Raw genomic sequence first — 14,870 nt, forward strand, 5'->3', positions numbered from 1 at the left:
GGTATGTCTGAAAAGCGTGTGGTCATGGTGGTTGATATGCAAAACGGGGTATTTGAAAACCCTCGTCATCAGCGCGAAAAGTGTGTCTCTCTGATCAACCAGCTTACGCAGGCGGCCGACACCGTCATTTTTATTCAGCATACCGAGGCCGGGGGGCTGGAAGAAGGAAGTGAAGGGTTTGCGCTGCTGCCTGAACTCCATCAACCGGCTGATGCGCTTTACGTTACCAAGACCGCCTGTGATTCTTTTTACAACACATCGCTTGAAGCGCTGTTACGTGAACACGGAATTTGTGAGTTTGTCATCTGCGGCTGCGCCACGGATTACTGCGTGGACGCGACAATTAAAAACGGCGTCAGTCGGGGCTACCACATTACCGTGGCTGAGGATGCCCATACCACCGCGAATCGCCCGGCGGCTGAAGCACAGATTCTGATTAACCACCATAATGACGTCTGGCGTAACTTCATTGCACCGATGAACCCTCCCGCGGTGAAACGCACCGAAACAATTCTCGAAAACTGGAAAGCGAACTAATAATCAACCCTCGGGTCTGACCTTTTTGCCCGAGCCGGTCTTCCGGCCCGGGCAGGGTATTCGTTTGGTCATGTGTTGAGCACAGCAACAACCATAACAACAAGAAGGAAGCATCATGTTTAAGTCTTTTTTCCCAAAGCCGGGGCCATTTTTCCTGTCGGCATTTATTTGGGCTCTTATCGCGGTCGTTTTCTGGCAGGCGGGCGGCGGTGCATGGCTGGCACGCATAGCCGGGGCGACAGGCGACGTGCCGATTAGCGCAGCGCGCTTCTGGTCACTGAGCTATCTGCTGTTTTACGCCTACTACATGCTGTGCGTAGGGCTGTTTGCGCTGTTCTGGTTTGTCTATTCTCCGCACCGCTGGCAGTACTGGTCGATTCTCGGTACCTCGCTGATCATCTTTGTGACGTGGTTCCTGGTGGAAGTGGGGGTGGCGGTAAACGCCTGGTATGCACCGTTCTACGATCTGATTCAGACCGCACTGAGTTCGCCGCACAAGGTCACCATTAACCAGTTCTACCATGAAGTCGGCGTCTTCCTCGGTATCGCGCTTATTGCGGTGATCATTGGTGTTATGAACAATTTCTTCGTCAGCCACTATGTTTTCCGCTGGCGTACCGCGATGAACGAACATTACATGGCGCACTGGCAGCATCTGCGTCATATCGAAGGTGCCGCGCAGCGTGTGCAGGAAGACACCATGCGTTTTGCCTCCACCCTTGAAGATATGGGCGTCAGTTTCATCAACGCCATCATGACGCTGATTGCTTTCCTGCCGGTACTGGTGACGCTCTCTGCGCATGTGCCGGATCTGCCGATTGTCGGCCATCTGCCGTATGGTCTGGTGATTGCCGCGATTGTCTGGTCGCTGATGGGCACGGGCCTGCTGGCGGTGGTGGGGATCAAGCTGCCGGGTCTGGAGTTTAAAAATCAGCGCGTCGAAGCGGCGTATCGTAAAGAGCTGGTTTACGGGGAAGATGATGCCAGCCGCGCGTCGCCACCGACCGTCCGTGAGCTGTTTGGTGCCGTGCGTCGTAACTACTTCCGCCTTTACTTCCACTATATGTATTTCAACATTGCGCGCATTTTGTATCTGCAGGTGGATAACGTTTTCGGCTTGTTCCTGCTGTTTCCGTCGATTGTTGCGGGTACGATTACGCTCGGTCTGATGACGCAGATCACCAATGTTTTCGGTCAGGTGCGCGGGTCGTTCCAGTATCTGATCAGCTCCTGGACCACGCTGGTGGAGTTGATGTCCATCTACAAACGTCTCCGCAGCTTTGAGCGTGAGCTGGACGATCGTGACCTGCAGGAAGTGACCAATACCTTTAGCTAATACAGGGAGTTGCTATGTCTTTTGCCGTACCGCGCGCGTTATCGCTGTCCTTACTGGCCGCTCTGGTGCTGGCGGGCTGTGCCGAAAAAGGGGCAGCCCCGCTCAAAAAGGGTGAAAAGCCCGTGGATGTGGCAAGCGTTGTGCGGCAAAAAATGCCCGCCAGCGTGAAGGATCGCAATGCGTGGGCAGATGCGCTGGCTAAAACCTTTGAAAGCCAGAAGATTGCCCCGACCGAGGAAAATATCTGCTCGGTGCTGGCGGTGGCGCAGCAGGAGTCCATGTACCAGTCAGACCCGGTGGTGCCGGGTCTGAATAAAATTGCCTGGAAAGAGATCGACCGCCGCGCGGAATCGATGCATATCCCGGTGTTCCTCGTGCATACCGCACTGAAAATCACCTCGCCGAACGGTAAAAGCTACAGCGACCGGCTGGACACGGTGAAAACCGAAAAACAGCTCAGCGCCATTTTTGATGATTTCATCAACATGGTGCCAATGGGGCAGAAACTGTTTGGCTCGCTCAACCCGGTTCACACCGGCGGACCAATGCAGGTGAGCATCGCGTTTGCCGAGAAGCATACCGACGGCTATCCATGGAAAATTGACGGTACGGTGCGCCAGGAGGTCTTCTCACTGCGCGGTGGACTGTGGTTCGGCACGTATCATCTGCTGAACTATCCGGCGAATTACAACGCGCCGCTGTACCGCTTCGCAGACTTTAATGCCGGCTGGTATGCCAGCCGTAACGCGGCGTTTCAAAGTGCGCTTAGCCGCGCAAGCGGCGTCAAGCTGGCGCTGGACGGCGATCTCATCGCCTACGGCAGCAGCGAGGCGGGAGGCACCGAAAGCGCGGTACGGACATTATCGACAGCGCTTGATATGAGCAACAGCGATATCCGCCGTCAGCTTGAAAAAGGCGATAGCCTGGCATTCGAGAAAACGGATCTCTACAAGAAGGTGTTTGCCCTTGCGGAGCAGAAGAGTGGGAAAACGTTACCGAGGGCTATCCTGCCGGGTATTCAGCTGGAAAGCCCGAAGATCACACGTAACCTGACCACCGCCTGGTTTGCGAAGCGCGTGGACGATCGCCGGGCTCGCTGTATGGGGCTTTAATGGCGACGACGAAAGCGCAGGACTAACGCGACTACGCCTAAAATCATACACCCCGCGAGGAAAGGAACGAGACCGAACAGCGTGCTCACGCCAAATCCAATCTCCACTCGCGGACGCCCGTTATCCTGCACCTGCATCAGGTGTTCATAAACACCTGGCGCATGGACCAGCATATTGAGCAGCTGGGAGCCTGCCCAGAAGCAGAAAAGGACAAACAAGGCATACGCGATATTACCCGCCGTAGAGGTTTTTGGTTTGCCGCCAAAAATCGGTTTCGACAATGTAAAGTCAGCCATGTTGACCTCCCGAGGTATAACTCTGTTTTAATACGCGTCTTACGGGGTGAGTTTGACAGGTGATTGCATTTGTCAATATCAGAATCGTGTTAATTTACGCTCAGGAATTCTCCTGGATTATTGATTTCTGCAGCGCGTCACAATTTTTAAACTTAAGTGAAATTGCGTCGCGTTTCAGAATTTCCGCATCTGCCACAGACCTCGTGCTTAAACTGTGAGAGGATGTCTTTTTTTCCTGCCGGAGTTGTTATGAAGCTCACGTCCAAACTTCGCCGTGACTGGCACTACTATGCCTTTGCTATTGGGCTGATTTTTATTCTTAACGGCGTCGTGGGGCTGTTAGGATTTGAAGCAAAAGGGTGGCAAACCTATGCCGTCGGGCTGGTGACCTGGGTGATCAGTTTCTGGCTGGCGGGGTTGATTATCCGCCGTCGCCCGGAAGAGACGACGACGGAAGAGACGGCGAAGGGTGCCGATTAACCGTTAACGGAACTTTTCAGCGCGCTGTCGGCGGCGTGACGCTCCAGCGCCAGTTCGATCAGGCGGGTGATCAGCTCAGAGTAGCCAAGCCCGCTGGCCTGCCACAGTTTTGGATACATGCTGATATTGGTGAAACCCGGCAGCGTGTTGATCTCATTGATTACCACGTCGTTCTCCGGCGTCAGGAAGACATCCACGCGCGCCATGCCGCTGCAGCCGAGAGTCTGGTAGGCGCTGATGGCGATCGCCCGGATCTTGTCGTTGATCGCCGGATCGATATCCGCAGGTACAACGACCTGTGCGCCTTTATCATCAATGTATTTGGTGTCGTAGGAGTAGAAGTCGCTGTTTAAGACCACTTCACCGCAGGTGCTCGCCTGTGGAAAATCGTTGCCCAGCACGGCGCACTCAATTTCGCGACCTTTGATCCCTTGCTCAATAACCACTTTATGGTCAAATTCAAACGCCAGACGGACGGCTTGCGTGAACTCTGCTTCGCTGGCGACTTTGCTAACGCCCACGGATGACCCCTGGTTGGCAGGCTTCACAAACAGCGGCAGCCCCAGTTGACCGCTAACCTGCGCGAAGCTGTACTTGTCGCGGTTGGCGCGGGTGAGCGTGACGAATGGCGCGATATTCAGTCCGGCATCGCGCAGCAGGCGTTTGGTGACGTCTTTGTCCATGCACGCGGCGGATCCCAGTACGTCTGATCCGACGAACGGCAGGTTGGCCATGCGCAACATCCCCTGCAGGGAACCATCTTCCCCGAGCGTGCCGTGTACGATAGGGAAGACCACGTCGATCTGAGTGAGAGCCTGCGCATTGCCGGCGTCGATGAGCTGTCCCTTCATGACGCCAGGAACGGTCGCGACGCTGATGTCCGAAGGATTGAGGGCGATGTGCGCCGGATCGTGGGCATTCAGCAAATACTGGCTGGCGTCGTTAACATGCCACTGGCCCTGTTTATCAATGCCCAGCAGGACCACGTCAAACCGGCTTTTATCGATCGCATCAACGATATTTTTGGCCGATTGCAATGACACCTCGTGTTCCGCTGATTTTCCCCCAAAGACAATACCTACGCGCTGCTTTGCCATCTCACTCTCTTCCAGTCTGACGAAAAGCCAATAACATACCACGATGCCCTGCGGGTTTCGCGGCCTTCTGCCATAATGTTTTGGGGAAGAGTGAGGGGGGAACGTGAAAGGAAAAACTCTGCTGACCGTTTTCATCCTGGGGGCAGTTGCAACGGCGGGTTATCGCTGGTTGCCGTCTTACTACAATCCATTTAAACCGCTGGCCCTGGACGATCCCCCTGGCCGTATTACCCAGTATAAACTGCGACGTTTAACCCCCGAAGCCTGCGCGAGCCTGTTAACGCAGGCCAATCAACGAAACCTTATCCGCACCCAACCGGTCGCTGACGGCGGCGGGACATGTCCGCTGCGCAACGTCGTGCGCGTGCGTGACTTCGGCCCGGTGAGTCTGAACGGCAGTTTTCTTGCCAGCTGTCCGCTGGCGCTCAGCTCTGCACTGTTTGTCAGCCAGCAGGTCCGGCCACTGACGCAGCGCTTCACGGGACATGAGCTGACGCGCATTGAGCACCTTGGCAGCTTTGCCTGTCGCAATATCTACCACCGGCCCGATGCGCGGCGCAGTGAGCATGCCACCGCAGACGCGCTGGATATCGCCGCTTTTCGGCTGGCGAACGGGGAGCGCGTCACGGTGCTGAACGGCTGGAAATCGGCAAAAACGCAGCCATGGCTGAAGGCCCTGCTGGCGGCCAGCTGCGGCTACTACGGTAACGGTTTGGGGCCGGAGTATAACGCGGCGCATGCCAACCATTTTCATCTGGGGATGCGCGGTTTCGGACTCTGTCGCTGAAGCATAATCTTCCGCCAGAAAGTGGATGATTTGTGACTTATTTCACAAATATGATGACTGGGAAGATAAAACACCAAAGTCAGCAAAGCCGCATCTCTGGTGCGACGCCGGCGTGCGTAACTTGCTAATCTGACGGCGAATTCGCCTAAAAATGAAGACTATTTCTTTATGGAATCCTGGAAAGTTAATCTCATCTCGGTCTGGTTCGGCTGCTTTTTTACCGGGCTGGCCATTAGCCAGATCCTGCCGTTCCTGCCGCTGTACGTGTCGCAGTTGGGGGTTACCTCCCACGAAGCGCTCTCCATGTGGTCCGGTCTGACGTTCAGCGTCACGTTTCTGGTCTCCGCCATTGTGTCTCCGATGTGGGGCAGCCTGGCGGATCGGAAAGGCCGTAAGCTGATGCTGCTGCGCGCCTCGCTCGGGATGGCGATTGCGATTCTGCTCCAGGCCTTCGCCACGAACGTCTGGCAGCTGTTTTTCCTGCGGGCGGTGATGGGGCTGACGTCCGGGTACATTCCGAATGCCATGGCGCTGGTGGCCTCTCAGGTGCCACGCGAACGAAGCGGCTGGGCGCTGAGCACCCTCTCAACGGCGCAGATAAGCGGCGTCATCGGTGGCCCGCTGCTGGGCGGCTTTCTGGCAGACCACGTTGGGCTGCGCGCGGTATTTATCATCACTGCGATCCTGCTGGTGGTTAGCTTTCTGGTCACGCTCTTTCTGATCAAAGAGGGAGGGCGCCCCGTTGTCAGCAAGTCTGAACGCCTGAGCGGTAAGGCCGTCTTCGCCTCGCTGCCTTACCCAGGGTTGATGATCAGCCTGTTTGTCACCACCATGGTGATCCAGCTCTGTAACGGCTCGGTGGGGCCCATTCTGGCGCTGTTTATTAAATCAATGGAGCCAGACAGCAATAATATTGCTTTTCTCAGCGGGATGATTGCCGCCGTGCCGGGCGTTTCCGCGCTGATCTCTGCGCCACGTCTGGGGAAGCTGGGGGACAGGATCGGCACGGCGCGTATCCTGATGGCGACGCTGATTTTTGCGGTGGTGCTCTTTTTCGCGATGTCGTTTGTTACCTCTCCGCTTCAGCTGGGCGTGCTGCGATTTTTACTCGGTTTCGCCGATGGGGCTATGTTGCCTGCCGTACAGACCTTGCTGGTCAAATATTCCAGCGACCAGGTCACCGGACGTATTTTTGGTTATAACCAGTCGTTTATGTATTTAGGCAACGTTGCCGGTCCGCTTATTGGCGCATCCGTTTCTGCGATGGCAGGTTTTCGTTGGGTATTTGCTGCTACGGCAATTGTCGTTTTAATCAATATTATCCAGCTGGCGATTGCCCTGCGCCGTCGAACACGAATGGCGGAGGCGAAATCAGCGAAATAGTCCTTTCGCGGGTGTATTATATATTCTTATGGTAGCCGTATTTTTATATAACTAAATGCGGCGTTTTTTTATAGAAAAACGTTTCGCTAATAAGGGTGGCACCCTAATTTGGCGGTAATGTCACTTTTACATAAGATAATACTTTTCTCCGCTTTGCATATTTCATTCCTGGTGTTAATTTCAGAGGAAACCCCATAAGGAAATAGCACGATGAAGAATCTCATTGCTGAGTTGCTGGTTAAGCTTGCACAAAAGGAAGAAGAGTCTAAAGAACTGGTTGCCCAGGTCGAAGCGCTGGAAATTGTCGTCACCGCGCTATTGCGGCGGATGGATACATCCGATCAGCAGGCGTTAATCAATAGCATCGAAGGGGCGCTGGATAAGGCGCGACCCGACACTCAGGTTCCACCAGAGGATGCCGAATTGCTGCAGCAATACGTAAAGAAGCTGTTGAGGCATCCGCGCAGTTAAGCCGTCACGAACGGTTCTGACGTTTCACAAAATTGTCATGCAGGATGCCTGGCGCTGCTCTGTATTTATTTTTTATCTGTTTGTACCGCGAGAAAATAAAAGTGAAACAGAGCACACGTGTTATCGCGTTACTTCCCCTATCCTTTATGTCGATACCGCCAATACCGGTACGTTGGGTCTGAAATGAGAAATTCCCGGCAAAATCACCGCTGCCGGGTGGTTTTTTTCCTGTTACGAACCAGACTTACAGGGAATATTCACAAAAGGATGGTGCAATGAAAACAACATTACTGGTTACTCTGCTCTCCGGCCTGTTCCTGATCTCATCGGCGAATGCGGAAGAGAAAACGCTAACGCCTCAGCAGCAACGGATGACGACCTGTAATCAACAGGCGACGTCCCAGAGTCTGAAAGGCGATGCCCGTAAGACCTATATGAGCGACTGCCTTAAAAACGGTGCCGCGAAGCCTGGCGAAAAAAGTCTGACGCCGCAGCAGCAAAAAATGCGCGAGTGTAATGCGAAAGCGACCGAACAGTCCCTGAAGGGAGACGATCGCAGCAAGTTCATGAGTGCCTGTCTGAAGAAACAAGTGTAGTTCTAACGGGTGAGTGGCGTCGGCTGCTCACCCGAAATTTCATACTTTCCCCGCAGTCCCCCTCTCTATAATTTGGGAAAATGTTTCAGAATATTCCCAAAAATGATGAATGATGAAACGTATTACAACAAAAAGCGCATTCGGGAAGAGTGGAGTTTAACCCTTTCTCAGGATGACCCTTATCGCGCCGGCATCCAGTTTGCCCGGCGGGTTCGGCTGGCGCGCGCTGTTGGTCTGGCAGCCATGTTTTTCCCCGTGGCGGGAATGCTGGTCATCCATTTTTTACCCGGCGGATGGTGGTTGATCCTGGTAGGGTGGGCGTTCGTCTGGCCCCATTTTGCCTGGCAGTTATCCTGCCGCGCCGCGTCACCTCACCAGCAGGAGATTTTCAACCTTAAGATGGATGCCATTATCGCCGGGCTCTGGATTGGCGTGATGGGGCTGTATGCATTACCCACGGCAGCGCTGGTAATGATGGTGGGAATGAACATGATGGGCTCCGGTGGCTGCCGCCTGTTTCTTGTGGGGATAACGTTAACCCTCCTGACCGCGCTGGTGACGCTGCCCCTCGTCGGGAAAGTAACTGTCTTCAACCCCGATCCCGTGGAGTGGGGCTTAACGCTTCCGGTGCTCATGCTTTATCCCATGCTGTTTGCCTGGCTCAGCCACCGGACGGCCATCAGGCTTGCGGAACATAAGCGGCGGCTGGAAATGATGAGTACCCGCGACGGCATGACCGGGGTCTTTAACCGACGACACTGGGAAATGCTGCTGCGTAATGAGTTTGAGCACTGCCGCCGGAGCCACTGCAACGCCACCATTTTGCTGATTGATATCGACCATTTTAAAAACATCAATGATACCTGGGGGCATGACGTGGGCGATAAGGCGATTGTTGCTCTTACCCGTCAGCTTCAGATGTCAGTCAGGTCAGGCGATGCGATAGGCCGTTTTGGCGGAGATGAGTTTGCCGTGATTATGTCGCAGACAGCGGCTGAAAGCGCCATCGCCGTCATGTCTCGGGTTCACGAGCGTCTGGAAACGTTGTCCTTACCGTGCGCACCGAAAGAGCCTCTGCGCATCAGCGTAGGCATTGCCCCCTGGGGGCCACAGTTTGGACATTATCGGGAATGGCTGAAGGCGGCAGATGTGGCGCTGTATAAGGCGAAAAATGCCGGGCGCGGCCGCACCGAAGTGGCCGCCTGACGCCCGGTCAGAAATCAGGATTTACTCAGCTTCTCTGATTTTTCCATGCATTTTGCCATCGCCTCGATGACGGCAGAGCGGAATCCACGTTCTTCCAACACTCGTACCGCTTCGATGGTCGTGCCGCCAGGCGAGCAGACCATGTCCTTCAGTTCGCCCGGATGTTTACCGGTCTCCAGCACCATTTTGGCGGAACCCATCACCGCCTGCGCGGCGAATTTATACGCCTGCGCACGCGGCATGCCGCCAAGCACGGCGGCGTCGGCCATGGCTTCTAAAAACATGAACACGTATGCAGGTGCAGAGCCGCTGACGCCGACAACAGGATGGATCATGGATTCCGCAATCACTTCCGCCTCACCGAAGCAGCGGAAAATGTTCAGCACATCAGCCACCTCTTCTGAGGTCACCAGCGCGTTAGGGGTGACGGAGGTCATACCGGCATTAACCAGTGAGGGAGTATTGGGCATCGCGCGGACGATTTTACGGTCATGACCGAGCGCGCGGGCCAGTTGATCGAGCGTCACGCCCGCGGCAATCGACACGACCAGCGTCTCTTTATTCAGACTGGAGGTGATGTCGCTCAACACTTTGATCATGATGTTCGGCTTAACGGCGCCAAAGACGATATCGGCGACCTGGGCGACTTCCTGCGCGCTTTCGGCGGCGTTGATCCCGTATTGATCGCGCAATGCGGCGACGTTGTCCGGTGACGGGGTATAGACCCAAATCTGACCGGGCAGAACCTGCCCGCTGGCGATCAGGCCGCCCAGGATGGCTTTGCCCATGTTACCGCAGCCGATAAACCCGATTTTCTTATCCATCACGATTCTCCGTCATTATGCGTTGTTTTCTCTGATTGATAGCTTAACAACGAAATGCAGGCGACAATAGTCGGCAGAGACATTATGGGGAGACAATATGGCGATTTGGGTTGATGCGGACGCGTGTCCGAATGTGATTAAAGAGATTTTATTCCGCGCCGCCGAGCGCGTTCAGATGCCACTGACGCTGGTGGCGAACCAGAATATCCGCGTTCCGCCTTCGCGCTTTATCCGTTCCTTGCGCGTCCCGGCCGGGTTCGACGTGGCGGATAATGAAATTGTTCGTCTGTGCAGCCCGGAGGATCTGGTCATTACCGCTGATATTCCACTGGCGGCGGAAGTGCTGGAGAAAGGCGCAGCGGCGCTCAACCCGCGCGGTGAACGTTATTCGCCTTCAACCATCCGGGAAAAACTCACTATGCGTGATTTTATGGATACCATGCGGGCCAGCGGCGTGCAGACCGGAGGGCCGGACAGCCTGTCCCAGCGCGATCGCCAGCAGTTTGCTGCCGAACTGGATAAATGGCTGCTGGAAGTGAAGCGTCGCACAGCGTAATGATAATTATTGTCACTTTGTGGTACAGTGTGGCTTCCGCAGGGTTGTCATCCCGTACCGCTTTGCAGTAAAGTATTCTACACATCTTCTGCAATGATTTCTTTACACTCTTCAGCCATCCGGCATCAAGGGGAACACCTGGCTATGACCCAACCCATCTTTTTAGTTGGCCCCCGCGGCTGTGGGAAAACCACCGTTGGCCTGGAACTGGCACGCGCATGTCATCGTCAGTTTGTTGATACCGACCACTGGCTGCAAACCGAGGCCGGCAGAACCATCGCGGACATTGTTGAGCAAGAGGGATGGGAGAGCTTTCGCGCACGCGAAACGGCCGCGCTGAAAGCGGTCACCACGCCGTCAGCCGTGATTGCGACAGGAGGGGGGATTGTTCTCGCCGAGTGTAACCGGCATTTTATGCGTGAAAAGGGCATTGTGATCTATCTCTGCGCGCCGGTTTCGGCTCTCGTGGGGCGCCTTGAGGCCTTTCCGGAGGAGGGACAACGTCCGGCGCTGACCTCCAGACCGCTCAGCGAAGAGGTGAGCGAAGTCCTGGCCGAGCGTGATGCCCTGTACCGTGAAGCGGCGCACCACGTTGTGGATGCTTCTGCGGCACCGGAAGAGGTGGTGATTCAGATTATTACCGCCCTGCGTTTGGCTTGTGCCAGCTAACCGCCGTCTATACTGATAGCTCAGACATAAAAAAAGGATGAGCTATGCCAACCAGACCTCCCTATCCGCGCGAAGCACGTATCGTTACCGTTGAAAAAGGCACAGGCGATCAAACCGTGACCTGGTATCAGCTGCGTGCCGATCACCCCAAACCGGACTCGCTGATCAGTGAACATGAGACTGAACAGGAAGCCCTGGATGCCAAACGGCGCTACGAAGATCCCGAAAAGTCATAGATGTTTTCCTAAACGCTCCAATACCGTGCCTGAATCACACTTTTTACTCATCGCCAATGTTAAGCAGGAGTTAATATTTAGTTATTACAGGTGACTCCGTTACCCGCAGGTGATCTTTACATTTCGCGATGCAGATCACCTGCTACGCTTGGTGCTGTTTTGTTGAAAAAACGAACTGTGCAGCGTAGTGAGCCTGTACCTGTGTAATAAGATTTTGTAGTAATGGAAGGCGAAGACGATGAAGGCAACGTTGGCGATCCTCACTATTGGTGTGGTCCCTGTAAGCGAAGTGTTACCGCTTTTAACCGAGCATGTCTCTGAACAGCAGATCACGCATCTCAGCCTGCTTGGTAAGATGAGCCGGGAAGAGGTCATGGAGGACTACGCTGTTGAGGCGGGGGAGGAGCCCCTGGCGACGTTATTAAGCGACGGTAAACTGGCGCATGTTTCACGACAGAAAATTGAGCGTTCGCTGCAGGCAGTGATAGAAGTGCTCGATAATCAAGATTATGACGTTATTTTGCTGATGAGTACCGCCCCCATTAAGGGACTGGTGGCGCGCAATGCGATTTTGCTTGAGCCAATGCGCATCATTCCGCCGTTGGTGGCCTCTATTGTTGACGGGCATCAGGTGGGGGTGATTGTGCCGATGGAAGAGCTCATGAACAACCAGGAAGCAAAATGGCACGTGCTTGAAAAAACGCCTCTGTATGCCCTGGCAAATCCCTTCTGGGACAGCGAGGCCAAACTGATCGCTGCCGGGAAGGCGCTACTGGAGAAAGGGGCGGATGTGTTGATACTGGACTGCCTCGGTTTCCATCAGCATCACCGTGATTTATTGCAAAAGGCGCTGGACGTGCCGGTGCTGTTATCAAATGTTCTGATGGCGCGCCTGGCTTCCGAACTCCTGATGTAATGATTTTGCGTGACAGGCAATGAGCATGGCCCCTATAGTGAATTTTTATCTCTGAATATAAGGGCCAGTTCATGCTTCAAAGTAACGAATACTTTTCCGGTAAAGTGAAATCCATTGGTTTTACCAGCAGCAGCACGGGCCGCGCCAGTGTGGGCGTCATGGCTGAAGGGGAATACACCTTTGGCACGGCCGAAGCGGAAGAGATGACGGTAGTCAGCGGCGCGCTGAACGTCTTACTGCCGGGTGAAACGGAATGGAAAGTTTACGCTGCCGGGGAAGCCTTCAACGTTCCTGGCCACAGCGAATTTCATTTGCAGGTTGCTGAACCGACCTCTTATCTGTGCCGCTATTTGAAATAAAAAAAGCCGGGTGGCGCTAACGCTTACCCGGCCTGTGTTTTGCCTGTTATCTCTGCGCTTCGCCGCCGAGGCCTTCCACCAGATTCTGAATTAACGCCGCCAGCTCACCGGTCATCAGGATAAAGTCCGCATCAAAACGCTGGGCGTAATCTTCCCGGTCAATATCTTCGTTTTGATCGCGCAGCTCATCACAGAACTTCAGACGCTTCACGGAGCCGTCATCACACATCACGAACTGAATGCGCTGCTGCCAGTCGAGCGCCAGTTTGGTAACGACTTTCCCGGCTTCGATGTGTACCGCGATTTCGTCACTCACCAGATCCTGCTTTTTGGCGCGGATCACGCCGCCATCTTCCAGCAGGGCTTTCAGCTCGGCTTCATCCAGAATCTGGAAACCTTGCGCCGCAGTACCACTGCGAACCCATTCTGTCAGGGTCAGCTCAATCGGCGTTTCCAGTGCCAGCGGAACGACCGGTAAAGAACCGATACTTTTACGCAGCAGGGCCAGGGTATCTTCTGCTTTTTTGGCGCTGGCGCAGTCGACCATGATCAGCCCGTTAACGGTATCGATCCACATCATCGTCTGGCTAAAGCGGCTAAAAGCGCGCGGCAGCAGAGAGTGCAGGACTTCATCTTTCAGCGAATCTTTTTCGGTTTTTTTCAGCTTGCGGCCCTGCTCGGCTTCCAGCTTGAAGATTTTTGCTTCAAGCGCTTGCTTCACCACCGGCGTGGGCAGAATTTTCTCTTCTTTGCGAGCGCAAACGATGATTTGTCCCGTGCTGCTGGCGTGGGTCAGGGCATCGCTTTGTGAACCCATTGGCGGAACCCAACCGGTTTTTGCCATATCCTGGCTACCGCAAGGGGAAAAGCTATAAGCGGCTAACTGTTTTTCCATCTCTTCTGCACGCAGCGAAACGTCGCGGCTGAGACGGTAAACCATCAAATTTTTGAACCACAGCATGATAATTTCCACGGCCTTGTCGTTAAATCAGCGGGCATGATAACGAATTGTCGCATCGCTTGCATTGCTAATCGGGAAGCGTGCTTCTACTCTGTTGATAATCAAAAGAATGAGGAGAGTCTTGTGCGTATTGGGATTGATTTGGGCGGCACCAAAACAGAAGTCATTGCACTGAGCGAGCAGGGGGAACAGCTGTTCCGCCACCGTCTGCCTACGCCGCGCGATGATTACCACCAGACCATCGAGACGATTGCCCGGCTGGTCGATATGGCCGAGCAGGCGACAGGGCAAAGCGGTACCGTCGGGATGGGTATCCCGGGGTCAATCTCCCCTTATACCGGCGTGGTTAAAAATGCTAACTCCACCTGGCTGAACGGTCAGCCGTTTGATAAAGATTTAAGCGCGCGTCTGAACCGGGAAGTGCGTCTGGCCAATGACGCCAACTGCCTGGCGGTCTCCGAAGCCGTTGATGGCGCCGCCGCAGGGGCGCAGACCGTTTTTGCGGTGATTATCGGGACCGGCTGCGGTGCGGGCGTGGCGTTTGGGGGGCGTTCGCACATCGGTGGCAACGGCACGGCGGGCGAGTGGGGGCACAATCCGCTGCCGTGGATGGATGAAGATGAACTCAAATACCGCGCCGACGTGCCGTGTTACTGCGGCAAGCAGGGCTGTATTGAGACGTTTATCTCCGGCACCGGTTTTGCGACCGATTACCACCGCCTGAGCGGTCGACCGCTCAAGGGTAATGAAATCATGCGTCTGGTTGAAGAACAGGATCCGGTGGCTGAACTAGCCCTGAGCCGTTACGAAATGCGTCTGGCAAAATCGCTGGCGCACGTCGTGAATATTCTCGATCCGGACGTGATTGTGCTGGGGGGCGGGATGAGCAACGTTGACCGCTTGTACGCCACGGTGCCAAATCTTGTGAAGCAATGGGTTTTCGGCGGCGAGTGTGAAACCCCGATCCGCAAAGCCGTCCACGGCGACTCCAGCGGCGTGCGCGGCGCGGCGTGGCTGTGGCCGGAATAAAAGCAAAACAGCAACGCAA

19 protein-coding genes are annotated in these 14,870 nt (G+C 54.8%); 15 read left to right on the forward strand and 4 right to left on the reverse strand.

The annotated features are described in order from the left end of the window. Window positions 1-3 precede the first annotated feature (3 nt). From L383_RS23465 to L383_RS23455, 3 genes are all read left to right on the forward strand, one after another. Window positions 4-537, forward strand: coding sequence for an isochorismatase family protein (locus L383_RS23465; protein WP_023332212.1), 534 nt, complete (start codon window positions 4-6; stop codon window positions 535-537). 115 nt (window positions 538-652) lie between these two features. Continuing rightward, window positions 653-1,873, forward strand: a complete 1,221-nt coding sequence (gene sbmA, locus L383_RS23460; protein WP_023332213.1) for a peptide antibiotic transporter SbmA — start codon at window positions 653-655, stop codon at window positions 1,871-1,873. A 14-nt stretch (window positions 1,874-1,887) separates the two neighbouring features. After that, window positions 1,888-2,985 carry a DUF1615 domain-containing protein gene (locus tag L383_RS23455; RefSeq protein ID WP_023332214.1) on the forward strand — a complete coding sequence of 366 codons (1,098 nt, stop codon included), beginning with the start codon at window positions 1,888-1,890 and terminating at the stop codon, window positions 2,983-2,985. On the opposite strand, the gene L383_RS23450 is transcribed toward L383_RS23455, so the two are convergent. Beyond that, window positions 2,982-3,281: a DUF2755 family protein gene (locus tag L383_RS23450; protein WP_014882725.1), complete on the reverse strand. Its 300-nt coding sequence runs from the start codon at window positions 3,279-3,281 to the stop codon at window positions 2,982-2,984. The genes L383_RS23455 and L383_RS23450 overlap by 4 nt on opposite strands. Before the next feature lie 249 nt (window positions 3,282-3,530). Between L383_RS23450 and L383_RS23445 the strand changes: the two genes are divergently transcribed. After that, window positions 3,531-3,761, forward strand: a complete 231-nt coding sequence (locus L383_RS23445) for a DUF2754 family protein (RefSeq protein ID WP_014882726.1) — start codon at window positions 3,531-3,533, stop codon at window positions 3,759-3,761. Here L383_RS23445 and ddlA read toward each other — a convergent pair. Then, the gene (gene ddlA, locus L383_RS23440) at window positions 3,758-4,858 is read right to left on the reverse strand and encodes a D-alanine--D-alanine ligase (protein ID WP_014882727.1); all 1,101 of its coding nucleotides are present in this window, start codon (window positions 4,856-4,858) and stop codon (window positions 3,758-3,760) included. The genes L383_RS23445 and ddlA overlap by 4 nt on opposite strands. A gap of 103 nt (window positions 4,859-4,961) precedes the next feature. Between ddlA and L383_RS23435 the strand changes: the two genes are divergently transcribed. The 5 genes from L383_RS23435 (at window position 4,962) to adrA (ending at window position 9,301) form a co-directional block, all read left to right on the forward strand. Further along, the gene (locus L383_RS23435) at window positions 4,962-5,645 is read left to right on the forward strand and encodes an extensin-like domain-containing protein (protein WP_023332215.1); all 684 of its coding nucleotides are present in this window, start codon (window positions 4,962-4,964) and stop codon (window positions 5,643-5,645) included. A 168-nt stretch (window positions 5,646-5,813) separates the two neighbouring features. Further along, window positions 5,814-7,028, forward strand: a complete 1,215-nt coding sequence (locus tag L383_RS23430) for a multidrug efflux MFS transporter (protein WP_023332216.1) — start codon at window positions 5,814-5,816, stop codon at window positions 7,026-7,028. Window positions 7,029-7,238: 210 nt separating this feature from the next. After that, window positions 7,239-7,499: an anti-adapter protein IraP gene (iraP, locus tag L383_RS23425; protein WP_014882730.1), complete on the forward strand. Its 261-nt coding sequence runs from the start codon at window positions 7,239-7,241 to the stop codon at window positions 7,497-7,499. A 275-nt stretch (window positions 7,500-7,774) separates the two neighbouring features. Continuing rightward, window positions 7,775-8,095 carry a phosphate starvation-inducible protein PsiF gene (psiF, locus tag L383_RS23420; protein ID WP_014882731.1) on the forward strand — a complete coding sequence of 107 codons (321 nt, stop codon included), beginning with the start codon at window positions 7,775-7,777 and terminating at the stop codon, window positions 8,093-8,095. 102 nt (window positions 8,096-8,197) lie between these two features. Beyond that, the gene (gene adrA, locus L383_RS23415) at window positions 8,198-9,301 is read left to right on the forward strand and encodes a diguanylate cyclase AdrA (protein WP_023332217.1); all 1,104 of its coding nucleotides are present in this window, start codon (window positions 8,198-8,200) and stop codon (window positions 9,299-9,301) included. Window positions 9,302-9,315: 14 nt separating this feature from the next. Here adrA and proC read toward each other — a convergent pair whose 3' ends face one another. Then, the gene (gene proC / locus L383_RS23410; RefSeq protein ID WP_014882733.1) at window positions 9,316-10,125 is read right to left on the reverse strand and encodes a pyrroline-5-carboxylate reductase; all 810 of its coding nucleotides are present in this window, start codon (window positions 10,123-10,125) and stop codon (window positions 9,316-9,318) included. Window positions 10,126-10,222: 97 nt separating this feature from the next. Here proC and L383_RS23405 point away from each other — a divergent pair, with 97 nt between their 5' ends. The 5 genes from L383_RS23405 (at window position 10,223) to ppnP (ending at window position 12,861) form a co-directional block, all read left to right on the forward strand. Beyond that, on the forward strand, window positions 10,223-10,681 hold the full coding sequence (locus tag L383_RS23405) for a YaiI/YqxD family protein (protein ID WP_014882734.1): 459 nt from the start codon (window positions 10,223-10,225) through the stop codon (window positions 10,679-10,681). Window positions 10,682-10,825: 144 nt separating this feature from the next. Beyond that, a complete protein-coding gene (aroL, locus tag L383_RS23400) occupies window positions 10,826-11,350 on the forward strand; it encodes a shikimate kinase AroL (RefSeq protein WP_014882735.1) in 525 nt (174 codons plus the stop codon). Window positions 11,351-11,394: 44 nt separating this feature from the next. After that, window positions 11,395-11,586 carry a protein YaiA gene (gene yaiA / locus L383_RS23395; RefSeq protein ID WP_014882736.1) on the forward strand — a complete coding sequence of 64 codons (192 nt, stop codon included), beginning with the start codon at window positions 11,395-11,397 and terminating at the stop codon, window positions 11,584-11,586. Between the two features lie 238 nt (window positions 11,587-11,824). Then, complete coding sequence (locus tag L383_RS23390; protein WP_014882737.1) at window positions 11,825-12,502, forward strand: AroM family protein; 678 nt, start codon at window positions 11,825-11,827, stop codon at window positions 12,500-12,502. Window positions 12,503-12,573: 71 nt separating this feature from the next. Continuing rightward, window positions 12,574-12,861 (forward strand): pyrimidine/purine nucleoside phosphorylase, encoded by a 288-nt coding sequence (gene ppnP, locus L383_RS23385; RefSeq protein ID WP_014882738.1) that lies wholly within the window; start codon window positions 12,574-12,576, stop codon window positions 12,859-12,861. Window positions 12,862-12,907: 46 nt separating this feature from the next. On the opposite strand, the gene rdgC is transcribed toward ppnP, so the two are convergent. After that, window positions 12,908-13,822, reverse strand: a complete 915-nt coding sequence (gene rdgC, locus L383_RS23380) for a recombination-associated protein RdgC (RefSeq protein ID WP_014882739.1) — start codon at window positions 13,820-13,822, stop codon at window positions 12,908-12,910. A 123-nt stretch (window positions 13,823-13,945) separates the two neighbouring features. On the opposite strand from rdgC, the gene mak reads away from it, so the two are divergent. Continuing rightward, window positions 13,946-14,851: a fructokinase gene (gene mak / locus L383_RS23375; protein WP_014882740.1), complete on the forward strand. Its 906-nt coding sequence runs from the start codon at window positions 13,946-13,948 to the stop codon at window positions 14,849-14,851. Window positions 14,852-14,870: the final 19 nt, after the last annotated feature.

This window comes from Enterobacter sp. MGH 37 (assembly GCF_000534515.1).
GTDB classification, from domain to species: domain Bacteria; phylum Pseudomonadota; class Gammaproteobacteria; order Enterobacterales; family Enterobacteriaceae; genus Enterobacter; species Enterobacter kobei.

Excerpts from the sequence above, each read along its gene's own strand:
- L383_RS23450 (WP_014882725.1), bottom strand. The coding sequence starts at position 3,281 with ATGGCTGACTTTACATTGTCGAAACCGATTTTTGGCGGCAAACCAAAA.
- L383_RS23430 (WP_023332216.1), top strand. The coding sequence starts at position 5,814 with ATGGAATCCTGGAAAGTTAATCTCATCTCGGTCTGGTTCGGCTGCTTT.
- ppnP (WP_014882738.1), top strand. The coding sequence starts at position 12,574 with ATGCTTCAAAGTAACGAATACTTTTCCGGTAAAGTGAAATCCATTGGT.
- L383_RS23405 (WP_014882734.1), top strand. The coding sequence starts at position 10,223 with ATGGCGATTTGGGTTGATGCGGACGCGTGTCCGAATGTGATTAAAGAG.
- yaiA (WP_014882736.1), top strand. The coding sequence starts at position 11,395 with ATGCCAACCAGACCTCCCTATCCGCGCGAAGCACGTATCGTTACCGTT.
- rdgC (WP_014882739.1), bottom strand. The coding sequence starts at position 13,822 with ATGCTGTGGTTCAAAAATTTGATGGTTTACCGTCTCAGCCGCGACGTT.
- ddlA (WP_014882727.1), bottom strand. The coding sequence starts at position 4,858 with ATGGCAAAGCAGCGCGTAGGTATTGTCTTTGGGGGAAAATCAGCGGAA.
- psiF (WP_014882731.1), top strand. The coding sequence starts at position 7,775 with ATGAAAACAACATTACTGGTTACTCTGCTCTCCGGCCTGTTCCTGATC.
- L383_RS23465 (WP_023332212.1), top strand. The coding sequence starts at position 4 with ATGTCTGAAAAGCGTGTGGTCATGGTGGTTGATATGCAAAACGGGGTA.
- proC (WP_014882733.1), bottom strand. The coding sequence starts at position 10,125 with ATGGATAAGAAAATCGGGTTTATCGGCTGCGGTAACATGGGCAAAGCC.
- L383_RS23390 (WP_014882737.1), top strand. The coding sequence starts at position 11,825 with ATGAAGGCAACGTTGGCGATCCTCACTATTGGTGTGGTCCCTGTAAGC.
- adrA (WP_023332217.1), top strand. The coding sequence starts at position 8,198 with ATGATGAATGATGAAACGTATTACAACAAAAAGCGCATTCGGGAAGAG.
- L383_RS23445 (WP_014882726.1), top strand. The coding sequence starts at position 3,531 with ATGAAGCTCACGTCCAAACTTCGCCGTGACTGGCACTACTATGCCTTT.
- aroL (WP_014882735.1), top strand. The coding sequence starts at position 10,826 with ATGACCCAACCCATCTTTTTAGTTGGCCCCCGCGGCTGTGGGAAAACC.
- L383_RS23455 (WP_023332214.1), top strand. The coding sequence starts at position 1,888 with ATGTCTTTTGCCGTACCGCGCGCGTTATCGCTGTCCTTACTGGCCGCT.
- iraP (WP_014882730.1), top strand. The coding sequence starts at position 7,239 with ATGAAGAATCTCATTGCTGAGTTGCTGGTTAAGCTTGCACAAAAGGAA.
- sbmA (WP_023332213.1), top strand. The coding sequence starts at position 653 with ATGTTTAAGTCTTTTTTCCCAAAGCCGGGGCCATTTTTCCTGTCGGCA.